Below are 17,244 nucleotides of genomic sequence, written 5' to 3'. Positions count from 1 at the left end.
GTTCTGTCCCGGACCGCGCGGGATCACGGGTGTGCGCCGGGATTCCGGTAGCGTAGCGGCGTGATTCTCCCCGGACGAGCGGTGCCCGCATGCATCTGAAGAGCCTGACGCTCAAGGGGTTCAAGTCGTTCGCCCAGCCGACGAGTTTCGTGTTCGAGCCGGGTGTGACGTGCATCGTCGGACCGAACGGATCCGGCAAGTCGAACGTCGTCGATGCCCTGGCCTGGGTGATGGGCGAGCAGGGCGCCAAGACCCTCCGTGGCGGCAAGATGGAGGACGTCATCTTCGCCGGCACGTCGACGCGCGGACCTCTCGGACGCGCGGAGGTGCAGCTGACGATCGACAACGCCGACGGCGCTCTTCCGATCGAGTACGCCGAAGTGACGATCAGCCGCACGCTCTTCCGCAACGGGTCGAGCGAGTATGCGATCAACGGCGACAGCTGCCGTCTGCTCGACGTGCAGGAGCTGCTCAGCGACTCGGGTCTCGGGCGCGAGATGCACGTCATCGTCGGCCAGGGCCGGCTCGACACCGTGCTCCAGGCGTCGCCGGAGGATCGTCGCGGGTTCATCGAGGAGGCCGCCGGAATCCTGAAGCACCGCCGTCGCAAGGAGAAGACCCTCCGCAAGCTCGATGCCATGGAGGCGAATCTCACGCGCCTGAGCGATCTCGCCGGCGAGATCCGACGCCAGCTGAAGCCTCTCGGTCGTCAGGCGGAGATCGCTCGCGAGGCGCAGACGATCGCCGCCGTGGTCCGCGACGCGAAGGCACGCATCTTCGCGGACGACGTCGTCGCCCTGCGTTCCGCTCTCGCCGATCACACCCGTACCGAGCACGAACGGCACACCGAGCGGCTGGTGCTGTCCGATCAGGCGGAGACCGTGCGGTCGAGCATCGCCCGCCTCGAGCAGGACCAGAACTCCGTCGCCGTCGATCAGGCGCGCGGCGTGGCGTTCGGGCTCGAGCAGGTGCAGGAGCGCATGCGCGGTCTGTACACGCTGGCGAACCAGCGCCTCGCGCTGTTGGGCTCCGAGGAGGACGACGCCGCCGTCACGGCGGTGACCGTGACCCAGAGCACGATCGACGAGGCGAAGGAGGAGATCGATCTGATCTCCGCCGGGCTCGGCGATGCGCAGGATGCCGCTGTGGCGGCGAGCCGCGAAGTCGTGCACGCCAGGGCCGAGCTCGACACGCTCGACGTCGACATCGCCGAGCAGAGCGCGCTCGTCTCGGAGTACGACATGCGGCTCTCGACGTTGCGCGGAACGGCGGATGCCGCAGCTTCCGCCCTCGCCGCGGTGCGCGGAGCGGTGCTCCGGCAGGAGAACGCGCTCGAAGCGGCGAACGTGCGTCGCCGAGAGGCCACGGAAGCGCTCGAGGCGATCGACGATGCGGAGGCTCCGGAAGGCACGGCCGCAGAGCACGCCGCGGCCTATGACAGCGCGCAACGGGCGTCGTCGGCCGCAGAGGCAGAGCGAGAGGCCCTGCGGGAGCGACTGCATGCCGCCGAGCGCGAGGTCGATTCCCTGACGGCGAAGGCCGCGGCGCTGAGCAGCGCTCTCGCGCTGTCGGGCGGTGCCGCCGAGATCGTCAAGGCGGGCGGCGCCGGCGTGCGTGGGCTCGTGGGCGACGCCGTGCAGGTCCGCGCCGGATTCGAAGCGGCCATCGCCGCGGTTCTCGGCCCGCTCGCAGAGGGCGTTCTGATCGACTCCTCGGCCGATGCGTTCGCGTTGGCCGCAGAGGCTGCCGAACAGCGGCGAGGCGTGGTCGATTTCGTCGTGGCGGATGCCCTCCGCCCGTCGGTCGCCCTGCCCGTCATCGATGGCGTGACTCCCGCCACCGAGACGGTCACGGCTCCCGACGGGGTGCTCGGCATCCTCTCGCACGTGCTCGTCGCCGCCGATCTCGATGCGGCACGCGCGGCGCGTGCGGCTCTCGACACCGCGGGAGACACGACGACCACGATCGTCACGATCGGCGGAGATGTCGTCACCGCCCAGACGCTCCGGACCGGCTCCGGCGGCGAGAGGTCTCGTCTGGAGCTCGCTGCCGAGCGGGACGCCGCGCGGGAGCGTCTCACCGAGATCCAGATCGTCGTGGATTCACTGCGCGAAGCACGCGAAGACGCGAACGAGGCGGTCGAGACGACGCGTCGTCAGGCGAAGGATGCACTGCGCGCGCTCCGTGAGCACGACGCGGCGCTCGCGAGCCACGCGGAGCAGGTGAACCGCATCACCGTGCGCCACGAATCCGCTGTCGCGGAGTGCGAACGTCTGGAGACCGGACTCGCGCAGGCGCAGGCTGCCGTGGCGGATGCCGAGGCGAAGGCGCAGGCCGCGAAGGACGAGGTGGACGCGGCGATCGCCGCCCCGCGTCCGGTCCTCGATGCCACGGCCCGCGATGGACTGCTCGAAGCCCTCGAGGCGGCACGCGAGGACGAGGTGCGGGCGCGACTCGAGATCGAGACGCTCCGGGAGCGCGTCCGTGCCGCGCAGGCACGGGTGACGAGCCTCGAGCGTCAGCGCGAGCAGGAGCGGGATGCCGCCGCCGAGGCTGCCCGCAGAGCCGTCATCCGTCGTGCCCAGCGCGAGGCCGCCTCCGGTGTCGCCGAGGAGCTGCCGCGCATCCTCGACTCGCTCGATCGTTCCGTCACCGAGGCGCGGGTCGCGCTGGGGGAGGCGGAGGCGGCGCGTTCGGCGCAGAACGAGGAGCTCGTCGCCCTGCGCGCGCAGGAGACCTCCCTGAGAGAGCGTCTGGCGGGCCTGACCGAGAGCGTGCATGGGCTGGAGCTGCAGATCCACGAGAAGAAGCTGCACCTGAACAGCCTGCTCGAGAGGGTGGCGTCGGAACTCGCCCTGGATGAAGATATTCTCGTTGCGGAATATGGACCTGATCAGCTCGTTCCCCGCGATCCCGGCGTCGGGCCCGCGGCCGATGAGCTCATCGACGACACCGCCATCCCGTTCGATCGCCGGATCCAGCAGCGCCGACTCGCCGAAGCCGAGCGCAAGCTGGCCCAGCTCGGCCGCGTCAATCCGCTCGCCCTTGAGGAGTTCGCCGCACTCGAGCAGCGTCATGCATTCCTCACCGAGCAGCTGGCCGATCTGACCCAGACGCGACAGGACCTGCTGACGATCATCGGCGACCTCGACGAGCGGATGCAGACCATCTTCGCGAGCGCCTTCGAAGACACGAAGGAAGCCTTCGGCCAGGTGTTCCCGCTGCTGTTCCCCGGCGGCGCGGGGAGCATCTCGCTCACCGATCCCGACAACATGCTCACCACGGGCATCGAGGTCTCCGTCCGTCCCGTCGGCAAGAAGATCGAGCGCCTGTCCCTGCTCTCCGGCGGTGAGCGGTCCCTCGCCGCCGTCGCCCTGCTCGTCGCGATCTTCAAGGCGCGACCCAGCCCGTTCTACATCCTCGACGAGGTCGAGGCCGCGCTCGACGACGCGAACCTCGGGCGGCTGCTGACCGTGTTCGAGCAGTTGCGCGAGAGCTCGCAGCTGCTCGTCATCACGCACCAGAAGCGCACCATGGAGATCGCCGATGCGCTCTACGGCGTCTCCATGCGTCAGGACGGCGTCTCGGCGGTCGTCGGCCAGCGCGTCGGCGACCGGGCGGCTGCGAGCTGATCCGCTGCGCCCCGCGACCGCTCGAAGCGCTCGATGACCCGTAGGCTGGAGTCATGGCGGAGAAGTCCTGGTCTCTCGGTCGCGCGCTGCGCGGCATGTTCGTCAAGCCCACCATCGACGAGACGACCTGGGAGGACCTCGAGACGGCGCTGATCACCGCCGACTTCGGTCCCGACATCAGCGAGCGCGTCGTCGAGGAGCTCCGCGAGAAGGTGGAGCGCTTCCGCACGACCGATCCGCAGGACCTTCAGCGGATGCTGCGCGAGACCCTGGAAGAGCATTTCGCGAAGTTCGACACCACGCTCAAGCTCACCGAGCGTCCTGCTGTCGTGCTCGTCGTCGGCGTGAACGGCGTCGGCAAGACCACGACGATCGGCAAGTTCACGAAGTTCCTGCGCGGCTATCAGCGCAGCGTCGTCGTCGGAGCGGCCGACACCTTCCGCGCCGCGGCCGTCGATCAGCTCGCCACCTGGGCGCAGCGCGGGGGAGCGGCCATCGTGCGTCCCCAGCAGGAGGGGCAGGACCCGGCATCCGTCGCCTTCCAGACCATCGACTACGCCAAGCGCGAGGGCATCGAGATCGCCATCATCGACACCGCCGGCCGCCTGCACACCAAGGGTGGCCTCATGGACGAGCTCGGCAAGATCCGCCGCGTCGTCGAGAAGCAGGCGCCGATCAGCGAGGTGCTGCTGGTCCTCGACGCCACCACCGGCCAGAACGGCGTCATGCAGGCCGAGTCGTTCCTGGAGCACGCCGGTGTCACCGGGCTCGTCATCACGAAGCTCGACGGGTCCGCCAAGGGCGGTTTCGTGCTCGCCGTGCAGGAGCGCACCGGCATCCCCGTGAAGCTCCTCGGGCAGGGTGAGGGCATCGACGATCTGACCGGTTTCACCCCCCACGTCTTCGTCCAGTCGCTGGTCGGCTGAGACGGGACTACCGCCGTGAGCACGAGGCTGGTTTCATAGCGTTATGGCGATCGAACACGACTACTTCGGACTCCTCTCGTCAGGACCCGACGGCTCGATCTTCTGGTCGGAGACCGTGGAGCTCGGCGACCAGAGCGTCACCGTGGATCTGACGGCTCCGGACCAGGACGACGTGTCCGCTGACGCGCTCGACATCGCCGCGAGCCTCATCGCGGGCCTGGAGAGCGTCGACGACACCGCCCGGAGGGGAATGCTCTCCGAGGTGGATGATCGCACCAGCGAGGTGACGGAGTACATCCTGCAGCAGCAGGAGACCTACGGAGAGGATCTCCCCGATGTCCTCGTGGACGTCTCGGGCGATGCGGCGGTCGACATCATCCGTTCCCTCCGCCTGATGAGCATGACGATCCTGGCCGACGAGCACGGAGGCTCGGAGCCGTTCGCCGTGCTCGAGTACGCGCTCGACGACAGCTCGACCGACGACGTCCTGCTCGTGAACCTCGGCTCCGACGGCAGCGTGCAGTCGGTGATGAGCGCCGACTAGACGGCCTGCGCGAACCCGAGATCGGCGCTCTCGGCGATGTGAGCGAGGTGGGCGGGGATCTCGCGTCCCTTCGACGCCATCGACTGCGCCCACAGGCGTCCGGCCCGGTACGACGAGCGGACGAGGGGGCCGGCGAGAACTCCGAGGAAGCCGATGCGCTCCGCCTCCTCCTTGAACTCGACGAACTCGGACGGCTTGACCCAGCGCGACACCGGGAGGTGACGCGGCGTGGGCCGCAGATACTGCGTGATGGTGATGATGTCGCAGCCGGCATCGTGCAGATCGTGCAGCGCCTGCACGACCTCTTCCGGTTCCTCGCCCATTCCGAGGATGAGGTTGGACTTGGTGATCAGTCCTGCATTCCGTCCCTGCGTGAGCACGTCCAGCGACCGCTCGTAGCGGAACGCCGGACGGATCCGCTTGAAGATGCGCGGGACCGTCTCGACGTTGTGCGCGAAGACCTCGGGGCGCGCGTCGAAGATCTGGCCGAGGAACGCCGGATCGGCATTGTGCTCGTTCGCGAGGAGCTCGACACCCGTGTTCGGGTTGAGTTCGTGGATCTTGCGCACCGTCTCGGCGTTGAGCCAGGCTCCCGTGTCGGGGAGATCGTCGCGCGCGACGCTGGTGACCGTGGCGTAGCGGAGCCCCATCTTCTGGACGCTCTCCGCGACGCGCCGGGGTTCGTCGGTGTCGTAGGCCTCGGGCTTGCCGGTGTCGATCTGGCAGAAGTCGCACCGCCTCGTGCACTGCGAGCCGCCGATGAGGAAGGTCGCCTCCCGGTCTTCCCAACACTCGAAGATGTTCGGGCAGCCGGCCTCCTGGCAGACCGTGTGCAGGTCCTCGCTCTTGACGAGGGAGTGCAGCGCCGTGTACTCGGGACCCATCTTCGCCTTGGTCTTGATCCACTCGGGCTTGCGCTCGATGGGGGTCTCGGCGTTGCGGATCTCGAGACGGAGGAGCTTGCGGCCCTCGGGTGCGGCGGTCATGCGGATGCTCCTGCGAGGTCGGCGCCGGCGTCGGCGTAGTCGGTGGTGAAGGCTGTGATCACGGCGTCGACGAGGTCGGCGGGAGTGACCGTCGTCCCCACGGCTTCGCTCACCGTGGTGACTCCGGCGTCGGTGATCCCGCAGGGGATGATGCCCCGGAAGCCGGCGAGCGAATTGTCGCAGTTGATCGCGAAGCCGTGCATCGTCACGCCCTGCTGCACGCGCACGCCGATGGCCGCGACCTTGTCCTCGGAGAGGGGGCGACGCACCCAGACGCCGCTGCGCCCTTCCACCTGATAGCCGTCGACGCCGAACGGACGCAGCACGTCGATCAGGAGCCGCTCCAGGCGACGCACGTGGGCGACGACATCCATCGGCTCGGGGAGCCGGACGATCGGATAGCCGACGAGTTGGCCGGGGCCGTGCCAGGTGATCTTGCCACCGCGGTCGACGTCGACCACGGGTGTCCCGTCCTGCGGGCGTTCCTGGGGCTCGGTGCGCTTTCCGGCCGTGTACACGGCCTCGTGCTCGAGCAGGATGAGCGTGTTCGGGCGGGTGCCTTCGACGACGTCGGCATGGACGCGTCGCTGCAGCTCCCAGCCCTCGGTGTACGGGACAGGGTTCGGCGTGAATCCGGGAGTCAGGATATCGAGCATCATGTCCGCCTTCACAGAGTAGTTGGATTGCGTCTAACAATACTCCTGATCGTCGATCCGGATCTCGCCGCGCCGCGCCGGGCGGTAGCGTGAGGGCATGAACTCCACCGGTCGCGCTGGTCGCCCCAAGGCGTCGTCGCGGGAGACGCTCGCCGAGGCCGCCTGCGAGCTCTTTCTCGAGCGCGGATATGACGCGACTTCGGTGGCCGACATCACCCAGCGCGCCGGCGTGAGCCGATCGAGTTTCTTCAACTACTTCACGTCGAAGAGCGACGTGCTGTGGTCGGGCGTGGACGAACGCATCCGGGAGGCGATCTCGTCGCTCGAGACCCTCGGCAGAGAGGCGACGGGAGACGCCGTGCGCGGCATCCTGCTGGTGGTCGTCCGGGACTTCGAACCGGACCCGCTCGCCCTCGCCCTCCGCAACGCGGCGGCGATGGGCCTCCAGGAAGAACTCGTGCGTGACACGGGCCTGCGCCTCGCCCGGCTCTCGACAGCGATCGCCCGAGCCGCCAACGCGTCGGGCGTCGACATCGTCCGCGCCGACATTCTGGGAGCGGCCCACGCGGCCGCCGTGCTCTCATCGCTGCGCGTCTGGGCGGAGCACGGCGCCGGTCAGGGCACGCCGGAGGCCGTTCTGCTGCAGGCGCTCGGCACCATCCACGATCTCCCGTGGGCGGATTGACCGGCACAGGCCCGGATCGGCACGCGCCTCCGCTCGCGTAGAATCGACAGCACCATGGCTACCTTTGGCACGCTCTCCGATCGGCTCACCGAGACCTTCCGCAACCTGCGCACGAAGGGGAAGCTCACCGCGGCCGACGTCGACGGCACTGTGCGCGAGATCCGTCGCGCCCTGCTCGACGCCGACGTCGCGCTCGTCGTGGTGAAGGACTTCACCGCCAAGGTGCGCGAACGCGCGCTCGGCGATGAGGTGAACAAGGCGCTCAACCCTGCTCAGCAGGTCGTGCAGATCGTCAATGAGGAGCTGGTCCAGATCCTCGGCGGCGAGCAGCGTCGCCTGCAGTTCGCGAAGACCGCGCCGACCGTGATCATGCTCGCCGGCCTCCAGGGATCCGGAAAGACGACCTTCGCCGGCAAGCTCGCCAAGCAGCTCGAGGGCGAAGGGCACACGCCGATCCTCGTCGCCGCCGACCTGCAGCGTCCGAACGCCGTCAACCAGCTCCAGGTCGTCGCGCAGCAGGCGGGTGCCGCTGTCTACGCGCCCGAGCCGGGCAACGGGGTCGGGGACCCCGTCAAGGTGTCGCGCGACGGCGTCGAGTACGCGCGTCGTCAGCAGCATGACGTCGTCATCATCGACACCGCGGGTCGCCTCGGTGTAGACGCCGAGCTCATGAAGCAGGCCGCCGACATCCGCAAGGCCGTGAACCCCGACGAGGTCCTCTTCGTCATCGACGCGATGATCGGTCAGGACGCGGTCAACACGGCGAAGGCGTTCCAGGAGGGCGTCGACTTCACGGGTGTCGTGCTGTCGAAGCTCGACGGAGACGCGCGGGGTGGAGCAGCACTGTCCGTGGCGTCGATCACGGGCCGTCCGATCATCTTCGCGTCGACCGGCGAGCGTCTCGAGGACCTCGAGCCCTTCCACCCCGACCGCATGGCGAGCCGCATCCTCGACCTCGGTGACATCCTCACCCTCATCGAACAGGCCCAGCAGGCCTTCGATGAGGAAGAGGCCACCAAGATGGCCGAGAAGCTCGCCAACGAAGCCTTCACTCTCGAGGACTTCCTCGACCAGCTTCAGCAGATGAAGAAGATGGGCTCGATGAAGAAGATGCTCGGGATGCTCCCGGGCATGGGGCAGATGAAGCAGCAGCTCGACGACTTCGACGAGCGCGAGATCGACCGCACCGAGGCCATCATCCGTTCGATGACGCCCGGAGAGCGACGCAATCCGAAGGTGCTCAACGGCTCCCGTCGCCTGCGCATCGCGCGAGGCTCCGGCATGACCGTGACCGATGTCAATCAGCTCGTTCAGCGCTTCGAGCAGGCAGCGAAGATGATGAAGACGGTCGCGCGCGGCGGCACCCCGAACATCCCCGGCATGGGGCCGGTGCCCGGCATGGGCCGTCCTGGCGCCTCGTCGAAGCGCGGCAAGAAGGGCAAGTCCTCGGGCGGCTCGCGGTCGGGGAACCCGGCCAAGCGGGCGGCTGAGAACGCCGGTCTCGCAACGACGGCGACGCCCACGGGCTCCGGTTTCGGCCTCGGTGGAGGTGGCGCGGCTCAGGCTCCCAGCGAGGCGGACCTCGCCGAGATCCAGAAGCTCTTCGGCAAGGGCTGATCCGTTCAGCGCCGGGCGACCAGGGTCGGCGCTGTCGAAGGTTCCACGGTGGGTGCCGTCGTGCGTCCTCGGCGCGCGAAGATCTGCCCGGAGACGAGCGCTGCGAGGGTGATGACGAATCCGATCGCCTGGACCGGTGTGAAGGCCTCGCCGGCGACGAGGGTGCCGAGGGCGGTCGCGACAACGGGGGAGAGCAGCGCAAGGAGTCCCGGGGCGATCACCGGCAGCTGCTGGATGCCGCGGAACCAGAGCGTGTACGCGATGATCCCCCCGGCGGTGCCCAGCCACAGGTAGCCGAGGACGGCCTCTCCATCGACGGACGCGGGCACACCCTCGACGAGGAGCGTCACCGGCAGCAGCAGGAGCCCGCCGGCCGTGAGCTGCCAGCCCGCGTATGCCACAGGCCCGACTCCGCTCGGCCGACCCCAGCGCTTGGTGAGGATCATGCCGACGCCGGTGGCGGAGACTCCGCCGAGTGCTGCCAGGATGCCCCAGAAGTCGAGGTCGGCAGCAGGGCCGAGCACGACCAGTGCCACGCCACCGGCGCCGGCCACCGCAGCCGCGGCGGTGAGCGGCCTGATGCGCTCGTGCAGCACGAGGGCGCCGAGCGCGAGAACGATCAGCGGCTGCGCGCCGGCCACGGCAGCGGCCACGCCTCCAGGGAGACGTTCCGCCGCGAGGAACAGCAGTGGGAAGAACGCGCCGATGTTGAGCGCTCCCAGCGCGAGACCCTTCCACCACCACGCGCCGCGGGGGAGTCTGCGGCTGATCGCCACCGCGAGGAGCCCGGCGGGAAGGGAGCGCAGCAGTCCTGCGAACAGCGGATGGCCGGCCGGGAGGAGCTCGGTGGTGATGAGGTATGTCGTGCCCCACGCGATCGGCGCGAGTGCTGTGAGGAGGAGGACTGTCAGTCGGTTCATGTCTCCAGGCTCCTCGCAGCCCTTTCATGAGTCCAACGCATGCTTGTCACGTTGAGGATGAGCGGAGATCATGGATGCATGGATCTCCAACAGCTTCGATATGTCGTGGAAGTCGCGGCGACCTCGAGCTTCACCCGCGCGGCGGAGCGGTGCTTCGTCACCCAGTCCGCGTTGAGTCACCAGATCGCCGCGCTCGAGCGTGAACTGGGTCAGCGGCTGTTCGTGCGCTCGAGTCGCAGCGTTCGCCTGACCGAGGCGGGGGAGGCGTTCGTCGTGCCGGCGCGCGCCGCACTGCTGGCGGCCGAGCAGGCCAGGGAGGATGCGGCGGCGGCGGTGGGCGAGGTCGTCGGCACTCTGCGACTCGGCGTCATCCCCACGGTCACCGCGGTGGACGTTCCCGGGCTGCTCGTCGCCTTCCGAGCGGCGCATCCTTCTGCGAGGGTCGAACTGCAGGTCGGGAACAGTGATGCGCTCATGGCGGCCATCCGCCGGGGTGATCTGGATGCCGCGCTCCTCGGGTTCCGCGAAGAGGTGCAGCCGACAGGCGTCGCCTCGCGACTGCTCGCCTCCGACAGGCTGGTCGCCGTCGTCCCCTCCGGCCATGCTCTGGCGGACCTGGCGTCGGTCCGGATCCACGACCTCGGCGGCATGACTTTCGCCGACTTCCCCGCGGGCACCTCCGGGCGGGCGCAGAGCGACGGTGCCTTCGCCGCCGCGAAGGTGGAGCGCGACGTCGCCTTCGAGGCGGACTCCGCCGAACTCATCCTCGGCCTGGTCGCGGCCGGGCTCGCCGTGACGCTGCTCGCACCCGGGGTGGTCGCCCGATCGTCGGCCGACGTGGTCACGGTCGACGTGCGGCGAGGCCCCGTCCGCAACGAATACGTCGCCTGGGATGCCGCCGCGCCTCGGAGCGTCGCCCGGGCATTCCTCGCTGTTCTCGCAGCTGATCGAGCTCGCTGACGGAGTGTCCGAGAGTTCTCCACAGGGCATCGGACCCTCAGGGGGGATTTCCACTAATGTGGGCGGCTGCGAGTCGGGCAGAAGAGATCCTCCTGCCCGTGATCACTGAAGGAGAGCACGGAGTGGGATTCCTGAATTTCGGAAAGAAGAAGTCGGCGCAGGAGTTCGACCCCGACCTCGACGACCTGACCGTCGAAGAGGCAGACTTCCTCCGGCGGCTGTTCGCCGAGATGTGGCCGGCATCCGAGGGAACCATCACGCTGCATGGGGAATACGCGCAGAGTTCTTCCGGACGTCAGTTCGGGCTGTACAACCTCTCGCGTGCGGTGAAGCTCGAGCCGAGGCCGAACTGGCCGGAGGTCGTCGAGCGGCACATCTCGGGACTGCTGAGCCGCGACTCCGCGCCCCAGGAAGGGGATCTGTCCGACGACGAGGTCCTGTCGCTCGTGAAGGCCCGGCTCATCCCGACCTCCTACCTTCCGGAGAGCCACCGCGAGACGTTCACCTACCGGCGCACGATCGCGGACGGACTCGAAGCGATCCTCATGCTCGACTTCCCGGAGACCACCAGCGCGATCCCCGACGCGATCGTCAGCCGGTTCGAGGCGGATTCCCTGTGGCAGACGGCGATCGCCGCCGTGTCGGCCGAACCGCTCGACCAGTTCGCGATCCTCGATGCCGGTTCGGGGCGGATTCTCGGGGCGATGACGGACTCGCTCTTCACGGCGAGTCACGTCCTCGATGTCCCCGCCCTGCTGGCGCGGGCGGATATCGCTTCAGCGCCTCACGGTGTTCTGTTCGCCGTCCCTTCGAGGCACCAGCTGCTGTTCCACGCGGTGGAGAGCCCGAGCGCGCTCTCCGTCGTGAACGAGATGGCCCAACTCGCTCAGATGGGCTTCACGAAGGGCGTCGGAGAGATCTCGCCGGAAGTCTACTTCTGGAGCGGTGCAGGGTATGAGCGGGTCACGTCGACGGATGCGAGCGGATCGGTGACCGTCGACGGCACCGGCGCGTTCTTCTCGGCCATAAACAGCTTCTGACCCCAACAGCGTCTGAACCCCCGCGCCGACACCAGAAAGCGGGCCCGGAGAAGTTCTCCCGGCCCGCTTCGTCTGTCGCGTCGGGCTACTTGACGTCCTCGTCGACCCAGTCCATCGACTTCGTGACGGCCTTGCGCCACAGTCGCAGCTGGCGGTCGCGCTCCGCGTCCTCCATGGAGGGCTCCCAGCGCTTGTCCTCCTGCCAGTTGGCGGACAGGTCGTCGAGACCGTTCCAGAAGCCCACCGCGAGGCCGGCGGCATACGCCGCGCCGAGCGCCGTCGTCTCCGCGACCACCGGACGGACCACCGGAACGCCGAGCACATCGGCCTGGAACTGCATGAGCGCGTCGTTGGCGACCATGCCGCCGTCGACCTTGAGCTCCGTGAGATCCACGCCGGCATCCGCGTTCACGGCGTCGAGAACGTCGCGCGTCTGGAATGCCACGGCCTCGAGCGCCGCACGAGCGATGTGGTTCTTGTTCGCGTAGCGGGTGAGGCCGACGATCGCACCGCGCGCATCCGGCCGCCAGTATGGAGCGAACAACCCGGAGAACGCCGGCACGATGTAGACGCCGCCGTTGTCGTCGACCTGCTCAGCCAGCTTCTCGACCTCAGGGGCCGAGGAGATGATGCCGAGCTGGTCGCGCAGCCACTGGATCAGCGATCCGGTGACGGCGATGGAGCCTTCGAGCGCGTAGTGCGTCGGGCCGTCGCCGAGCTTGTAGCCGACGGTCGTGAGCAGTCCGTTCTTCGAGTGGACGATCTCCTCGCCCGTGTTGAAGATCAGGAAGCAGCCCGTGCCGTAGGTGTTCTTGCTCTCGCCGGTGTTGAACGCCGCCTGGCCGAAGGTGGCCGCCTGCTGGTCGCCGAGGATGCCGGCGATCGGCGTCTCACGCAGCAGCGAGGAGTCCTCCGCATTTCCGTACACCTCGGACGACGAGCGGATCTCCGGCATCATCGAGCGCGGAACGCCGAACACCTCGAGGATGTCGTCGCGCCACTCGAGCGTCTCGAGATCCATGAACATCGTGCGCGATGCGTTGGTGACGTCGGTCGCATGCACGCCGCCGTCCACGCCGCCGGTGAGGTTCCACAGGACCCAGCTGTCGGTGGTGCCGAATGCCAGGTCACCGGCTTCCGCCTTCTCCCGGGCGCCCTCGACGTTCTCCAGGATCCAGGCGATCTTCGTGCCCGAGAAGTACGTCGCCAGCGGGAGGCCGACGATGTCCTTGAACCGGTCACCGCCGCCGTCGGCCGCGAGGCGGTCGACGATCTCCTGGGTGCGGGTGTCCTGCCAGACGATCGCGTTGTACACCGGCTTGCCGGTCGTCCGGTCCCAGACCACCGCGGTCTCGCGCTGGTTCGTGATGCCGATCGCCGCGATGTCGTGCCGGGTCAGGTCGGCGCGGCTCAGGGCCAGACCGATGACCTCCTGGACGTTGCGCCAGATCTCGGCGGCGTCGTGCTCCACCCAGCCGGCCTTCGGGAGGATCTGCTCGTGCTCCTTCTGGCCCGACTCGATGATGCTCCCCTTCTTGTCGAAGATGATGGCACGGCTCGAGGTCGTTCCCTGGTCGATGGCGATGATGTAGTCAGCCACTGTGCTTCTCCTTTGAATAGCGTGCGGATGCGTGTTGCGTCAGATGTCAGCCGGCGAGGCCGAGCAGCGCGGGTGCGGCGAGGGCGGCGATGACACCACCGATGAGCGGACCGACGACCGGGACCCACGAGTAGGACCAGTCGCTGGAGCCCTTGCCCTTGATGGGCAGGATGGCGTGGGCGATGCGCGGACCGAGGTCACGGGCCGGGTTGATCGCGTAGCCGGTGGGTCCACCGAGCGAGGCACCGATCGCGACCACGAGCAGGGCGACCGGAAGAGCGGTGAGCGGGCCGAGGCCTCCCGGCGTGCCGACCTCGATGTCGCCGTAGTCGGCGAACGCGAAGATGACGAACACCAGCACGAACGTGCCGATGATCTCCGTGATGAGGTTCCAGCCGTAGGAGCGGATCGCAGGCCCGGTCGAGAAGACGCCGAGCTTGTTGGCGGCCTCCGGCTCCTCGTCGAAGTGCTGCTTGTACGCCAGCCACACGAGGATCGCACCCAGGATCGCTCCGAGCAGTTCCGCGCCGGTGGCGACGAGGAACATCACGAAGGAGATCTTGCCGGCGACCAGGAGGCCGATGCCGACGGCGGGGTTGAGGATCGCACCGGAGTACGCGGAGACGAGCACACCGGCGAAGACCGCGAGGCCCCATCCCCAGTTGACCATCAGGAAGCCGCCGCCGAAGCCCTTGTTCTTCGCGAGTGCGACGTTGGCGACGACACCACAACCGAGGAGGATCAGCATCGCTGTGCCGACGAGCTCCGACAGGAAGTAGAGACCGAGATTCACATCAGCCATGTCTTCATTGACCTTTCTTGAGTGCCGGGGCCCCTCTGCCCCGACACGGTGAGGGAGATTCGCCGCGAGGAGGGCGGCGGTCGGATATCTCGTCAGCCGCGGGTGCGGGACGAGATGTGGAGCCCATGACGTTCGTTCAGCAGCACGCGGGTCTGCTCGAGCTCGGCGTCGTGCCGCGAGCGATCCCAACCGAGGAGGGGGGCGAGCGCGTCGGCGATCTCGTCGAGCACCTCGGCATCCGCGTTCCCGAGGAAGGCGATGCTCGTGCGGCGCAGCACGACATCCTCCAGGCGGGCGACCATCTCGTGTGCGACCATCCACTCCAGCTCGCGGGTGGACAGGTCGCCGCCGGCCAGGGGCGCGTCCGCACCCTGCTCGACGTACTCCCAGACCTGCGCCGCACGGGTGCCGTAGCGGGCGAGCAGGCGCTCTGCGCGTGAACCGGCTCCGGGAAGGTTCTCCTGGATCCAGATCCGCTTCGCCTTCTCGGTACGCGGGAAGTCGCGGCCGCCGCCGATGGCGCGTCCCAGCGTCGAGACGGTCCGGGTGCGGTGGACGAGCCCGAGCACGATGTCGGACAGGGATTCGCCCAGTGCGCGGAACGTGGTCCACTTGCCGCCGACGAGGCTCACGAGGGGAACGGAGCCCTTGTCGTCGACCTCGATGCGGTAATCGCGGGACACGAATCCGGGGGCGGTGTCCTCGTGCCGGGGCAGCGGGCGGATGCCGGAGAACTTGTAGACGATCTGGTCCTTCGACACCGGGATCGACGGGAACACGTGGTGGACCAGTTCGAAGAAGTAGTCGACCTCCTCATCGGTGCACACGGCGACCTCGCTCGGGTCGGCGTCGATGTCGGTGGTGCCGACCAGCACTCGTCCCTTGAGCGGGTAGATGAGGACGATGCGGCCGTCGGAGTGCTCGAAGAAGATCTCGCGGCCCTGCGTCGCCTCCAGCAGTTCCGGGTGGTCGAGCACGATGTGCGAGCCCTTGGTGCCGCCCATGAAGCGGCTGTCCACGCCGAGCGCGTCGTTCGTCAGGTCGGTCCACGGACCGGAGGCGTTCACGACCACGTCGGCCTTCACCGGGAACTCGGTGCCGCTCTCGCGGTCCCGGAGCACGACCTCGTCGCCGTCGCGAGCGATGGCCTCGACGTAGTTGAGGGCATGGGCTCCGGGGTGCGCCGCCAGACCGTCCTGGAGGACGTCCAGAGCGAGGCGCTCCGGGTCGTGCATGGAGGCGTCGTAGTAGGTCGCGGTGTATTTGATGTTCGGGTCGAGCGAGGGGAGCTCGGCGAGGGACTTCTTGCGTCCGAGGAACCGGTGACGCGGCACCATGCCGCCGTCGCGCGAGAAGGTGTCATAGATCGTCAGACCGACCTTGATCAGGAACGCGCCGCGTTCCTGCGGCTTGCCGCTCTTGTGCGTGAGGAAGCGCAGAGGAGCCGAGAGGATGCCCGAGAACGTCGAGTAGATCGGAATGGTCGTCTGCAGCGGCTTGACGTAGTGCGGCGCGATCTTCAGCAGGCCGTTGCGCTCCTGGACGGATTCGCGGACGAGTCGGAACTCGCCGTTCTCCAGGTAGCGGATGCCGCCGTGGATCATGTGGCTCGACGCGGAGGAGGCGCCGGAGGCGAAGTCTCCGCGTTCCACGAGGAGCACGTCAACGCCCTGCAGAGCCAGATCCCGGAATGTCGAGATGCCGTTGATCCCGCCGCCGATGACGAGGACGCTCGTGCGGCCGGATTCGCGGACTGTGCGGACCTCGGTCCGCTCCGCCGATGAGTGTGTCGAATCGTTCATTCTCGAACTCTCTTCCTTGCTTGCCCCCAGCATCGACCTCTACGACCACCGTGCGCAACCCCACTGCACATATGTGCAAGGATCGGGGGTGAGGAGGATGTCATGGCCGCTCCCGGAGCGCAATCACGCGACGCGAAGCTGATCGCGGCGCTCACCGCCGCGCAGCTCTACTACATGCAGGACAAGACCATGGAGGTCATCGCGCAGGAGCTGCACACGTCGCGGTCCTCGGTCTCGCGCCTGCTGAGCTTCGCCAGGGAGAGCGGACTGGTCGACATCCGCATCAACTCTCCTCTGGAGCGCCTCGGCATGCTGGAGCAGCGCATCCGCGACCGGTATCGCGTAGCGGCTCACGTGGTCCCGATGCCCGAGATCGTGAGCGAGGTCGAGCGGCTCGAGCGAGTGGCGCTGACGGCCGGACGACTTCTCTCGCAGTTCGTCGACTCGAACATGATCATCGGCGTCGCGTGGGGCTCCACCATCAGCGCCGTCAGTCGCGGTCTCACGCAGAAGCAGACGCACAACACGACGTTCGTGCAGCTCAACGGCGCGGGCAACACGCAGACCAGCGGCGTGGAGTACTCCAGCGACATCCTGCAGCGCTTCGGCAGCGCCTTCGGCGCGCAGGTGCAGCAGTTCCCGGTGCCCGCGTTCTTCGACGATCCCGCGACGCGAGAGGCGATGTGGCGGGAGCGCAGCACGCGCCGCGTCCTCGATCTGCAGGCGAAGATGGACATCGCGGTGTTCAGCCTCGGCTCACCGGCCGCCGAGGTTCCGAGCCGCGTCTACGTGGGAGGCTACCTCGGGCGCGAGGACTACCGGAGCCTGCGCGAGGACCACGCGATCGGCGACGTCGCCACGGTGTTCTTCCGCGCCGACGGCACGTGGCGGGACATCCGGGTCAACGCTCGGGCGACCGGCCCCGGCCTCGACCGTCTCCGTCGCGTTCCCCGACGGGTGTGCGTGGTGTCGGGGATCCCGAAGCTCGCGAGCCTGCGCGCCGCCATCGCCGCCGAACTCATCACCGATGTCGTGCTGGACGAAGGGCTCGCGCGTCGCCTCGTCGAGGACTAG

Annotated in this window: 14 protein-coding genes; 8 read left to right on the top strand and 6 right to left on the bottom strand. The window is 68.3% G+C overall.

Annotated features, from left to right (window positions below):
* Positions 1 to 89: 89 nt before the first annotated feature.
* From smc to DW306_RS16050, 3 genes are read left to right on the top strand one after another with little or no spacing between them, the layout of a single operon-like run.
* A complete protein-coding gene (gene smc, locus DW306_RS16060; RefSeq protein ID WP_136056590.1) occupies positions 90 to 3,632 on the top strand; it encodes a chromosome segregation protein SMC in 3,543 nt (1,180 codons plus the stop codon).
* A gap of 53 nt (positions 3,633 to 3,685) precedes the next feature.
* Positions 3,686 to 4,558 (top strand): signal recognition particle-docking protein FtsY, encoded by an 873-nt coding sequence (ftsY, locus tag DW306_RS16055; protein ID WP_136056589.1) that lies wholly within the window; start codon positions 3,686 to 3,688, stop codon positions 4,556 to 4,558.
* A 43-nt stretch (positions 4,559 to 4,601) separates the two neighbouring features.
* Positions 4,602 to 5,102 (top strand): DUF2004 domain-containing protein, encoded by a 501-nt coding sequence (locus DW306_RS16050; protein WP_136056588.1) that lies wholly within the window; start codon positions 4,602 to 4,604, stop codon positions 5,100 to 5,102.
* Here DW306_RS16050 and lipA read toward each other — a convergent pair.
* Both lipA and lipB read right to left on the bottom strand, forming a co-directional pair.
* Complete coding sequence (lipA, locus tag DW306_RS16045; protein WP_136056587.1) at positions 5,099 to 6,088, bottom strand: lipoyl synthase; 990 nt, start codon at positions 6,086 to 6,088, stop codon at positions 5,099 to 5,101. The two genes, DW306_RS16050 and lipA, sit on opposite strands and share 4 nt — an antisense overlap.
* On the bottom strand, positions 6,085 to 6,744 hold the full coding sequence (gene lipB, locus DW306_RS16040) for a lipoyl(octanoyl) transferase LipB (protein ID WP_136056710.1): 660 nt from the start codon (positions 6,742 to 6,744) through the stop codon (positions 6,085 to 6,087). The genes lipA and lipB overlap by 4 nt, the downstream gene beginning before the upstream one ends.
* Positions 6,745 to 6,841: 97 nt before the next feature.
* Here lipB and DW306_RS16035 point away from each other — a divergent pair, with 97 nt between their 5' ends.
* Complete coding sequence (locus DW306_RS16035) at positions 6,842 to 7,429, top strand: TetR/AcrR family transcriptional regulator (protein ID WP_136056586.1); 588 nt, start codon at positions 6,842 to 6,844, stop codon at positions 7,427 to 7,429.
* A 54-nt stretch (positions 7,430 to 7,483) separates the two neighbouring features.
* Positions 7,484 to 9,046 (top strand): signal recognition particle protein, encoded by a 1,563-nt coding sequence (ffh, locus tag DW306_RS16030; RefSeq protein ID WP_136056585.1) that lies wholly within the window; start codon positions 7,484 to 7,486, stop codon positions 9,044 to 9,046.
* Positions 9,047 to 9,051: 5 nt separating this feature from the next.
* Here ffh and DW306_RS16025 read toward each other — a convergent pair whose 3' ends face one another.
* Positions 9,052 to 9,966: an EamA family transporter gene (locus DW306_RS16025; RefSeq protein ID WP_136056584.1), complete on the bottom strand. Its 915-nt coding sequence runs from the start codon at positions 9,964 to 9,966 to the stop codon at positions 9,052 to 9,054.
* Between the two features lie 78 nt (positions 9,967 to 10,044).
* Between DW306_RS16025 and DW306_RS16020 the strand changes: the two genes are divergently transcribed.
* Positions 10,045 to 10,926, top strand: coding sequence for a LysR family transcriptional regulator (locus tag DW306_RS16020; protein ID WP_136056583.1), 882 nt, complete (start codon positions 10,045 to 10,047; stop codon positions 10,924 to 10,926).
* Positions 10,927 to 11,024: 98 nt separating this feature from the next.
* Positions 11,025 to 11,966 carry a hypothetical protein gene (locus tag DW306_RS16015; RefSeq protein WP_136056582.1) on the top strand — a complete coding sequence of 314 codons (942 nt, stop codon included), beginning with the start codon at positions 11,025 to 11,027 and terminating at the stop codon, positions 11,964 to 11,966.
* An 85-nt stretch (positions 11,967 to 12,051) separates the two neighbouring features.
* Here DW306_RS16015 and glpK read toward each other — a convergent pair whose 3' ends face one another.
* From glpK to DW306_RS16000, 3 genes are all read right to left on the bottom strand, one after another.
* Positions 12,052 to 13,566, bottom strand: a complete 1,515-nt coding sequence (glpK, locus tag DW306_RS16010; protein ID WP_136056581.1) for a glycerol kinase GlpK — start codon at positions 13,564 to 13,566, stop codon at positions 12,052 to 12,054.
* Positions 13,567 to 13,612: 46 nt separating this feature from the next.
* Entirely contained in the window at positions 13,613 to 14,368 is a 756-nt protein-coding gene (locus DW306_RS16005; RefSeq protein ID WP_136056580.1) for an MIP/aquaporin family protein, read from the bottom strand.
* A gap of 92 nt (positions 14,369 to 14,460) precedes the next feature.
* On the bottom strand, positions 14,461 to 16,170 hold the full coding sequence (locus DW306_RS16000; RefSeq protein ID WP_136056579.1) for a glycerol-3-phosphate dehydrogenase/oxidase: 1,710 nt from the start codon (positions 16,168 to 16,170) through the stop codon (positions 14,461 to 14,463).
* Between the two features lie 102 nt (positions 16,171 to 16,272).
* Between DW306_RS16000 and DW306_RS15995 the strand changes: the two genes are divergently transcribed.
* Positions 16,273 to 17,244 carry a sugar-binding domain-containing protein gene (locus DW306_RS15995; RefSeq protein ID WP_136056578.1) on the top strand — a complete coding sequence of 324 codons (972 nt, stop codon included), beginning with the start codon at positions 16,273 to 16,275 and terminating at the stop codon, positions 17,242 to 17,244.

This window comes from Microbacterium sp. K24, assembly GCF_004794465.1.
GTDB lineage: Bacteria > Actinomycetota > Actinomycetes > Actinomycetales > Microbacteriaceae > Microbacterium.
Note: the sequence above shows the minus strand (reverse complement) of the source record. Positions and strands in the feature narration are given on the sequence as shown.

Coding starts and splice junctions, on each gene's coding strand:
- lipA (WP_136056587.1), bottom strand. CDS start 6,088: ATGACCGCCGCACCCGAGGGCCGCAAGCTCCTCCGTCTCGAGATCCGC.
- DW306_RS16025 (WP_136056584.1), bottom strand. CDS start 9,966: ATGAACCGACTGACAGTCCTCCTCCTCACAGCACTCGCGCCGATCGCG.
- DW306_RS16050 (WP_136056588.1), top strand. CDS start 4,602: ATGGCGATCGAACACGACTACTTCGGACTCCTCTCGTCAGGACCCGAC.
- DW306_RS16020 (WP_136056583.1), top strand. CDS start 10,045: ATGGATCTCCAACAGCTTCGATATGTCGTGGAAGTCGCGGCGACCTCG.
- DW306_RS16005 (WP_136056580.1), bottom strand. CDS start 14,368: ATGGCTGATGTGAATCTCGGTCTCTACTTCCTGTCGGAGCTCGTCGGC.
- smc (WP_136056590.1), top strand. CDS start 90: ATGCATCTGAAGAGCCTGACGCTCAAGGGGTTCAAGTCGTTCGCCCAG.
- DW306_RS16035 (WP_136056586.1), top strand. CDS start 6,842: ATGAACTCCACCGGTCGCGCTGGTCGCCCCAAGGCGTCGTCGCGGGAG.
- ftsY (WP_136056589.1), top strand. CDS start 3,686: ATGGCGGAGAAGTCCTGGTCTCTCGGTCGCGCGCTGCGCGGCATGTTC.
- DW306_RS16000 (WP_136056579.1), bottom strand. CDS start 16,170: ATGAACGATTCGACACACTCATCGGCGGAGCGGACCGAGGTCCGCACA.
- ffh (WP_136056585.1), top strand. CDS start 7,484: ATGGCTACCTTTGGCACGCTCTCCGATCGGCTCACCGAGACCTTCCGC.
- lipB (WP_136056710.1), bottom strand. CDS start 6,744: ATGCTCGATATCCTGACTCCCGGATTCACGCCGAACCCTGTCCCGTAC.
- DW306_RS15995 (WP_136056578.1), top strand. CDS start 16,273: ATGGCCGCTCCCGGAGCGCAATCACGCGACGCGAAGCTGATCGCGGCG.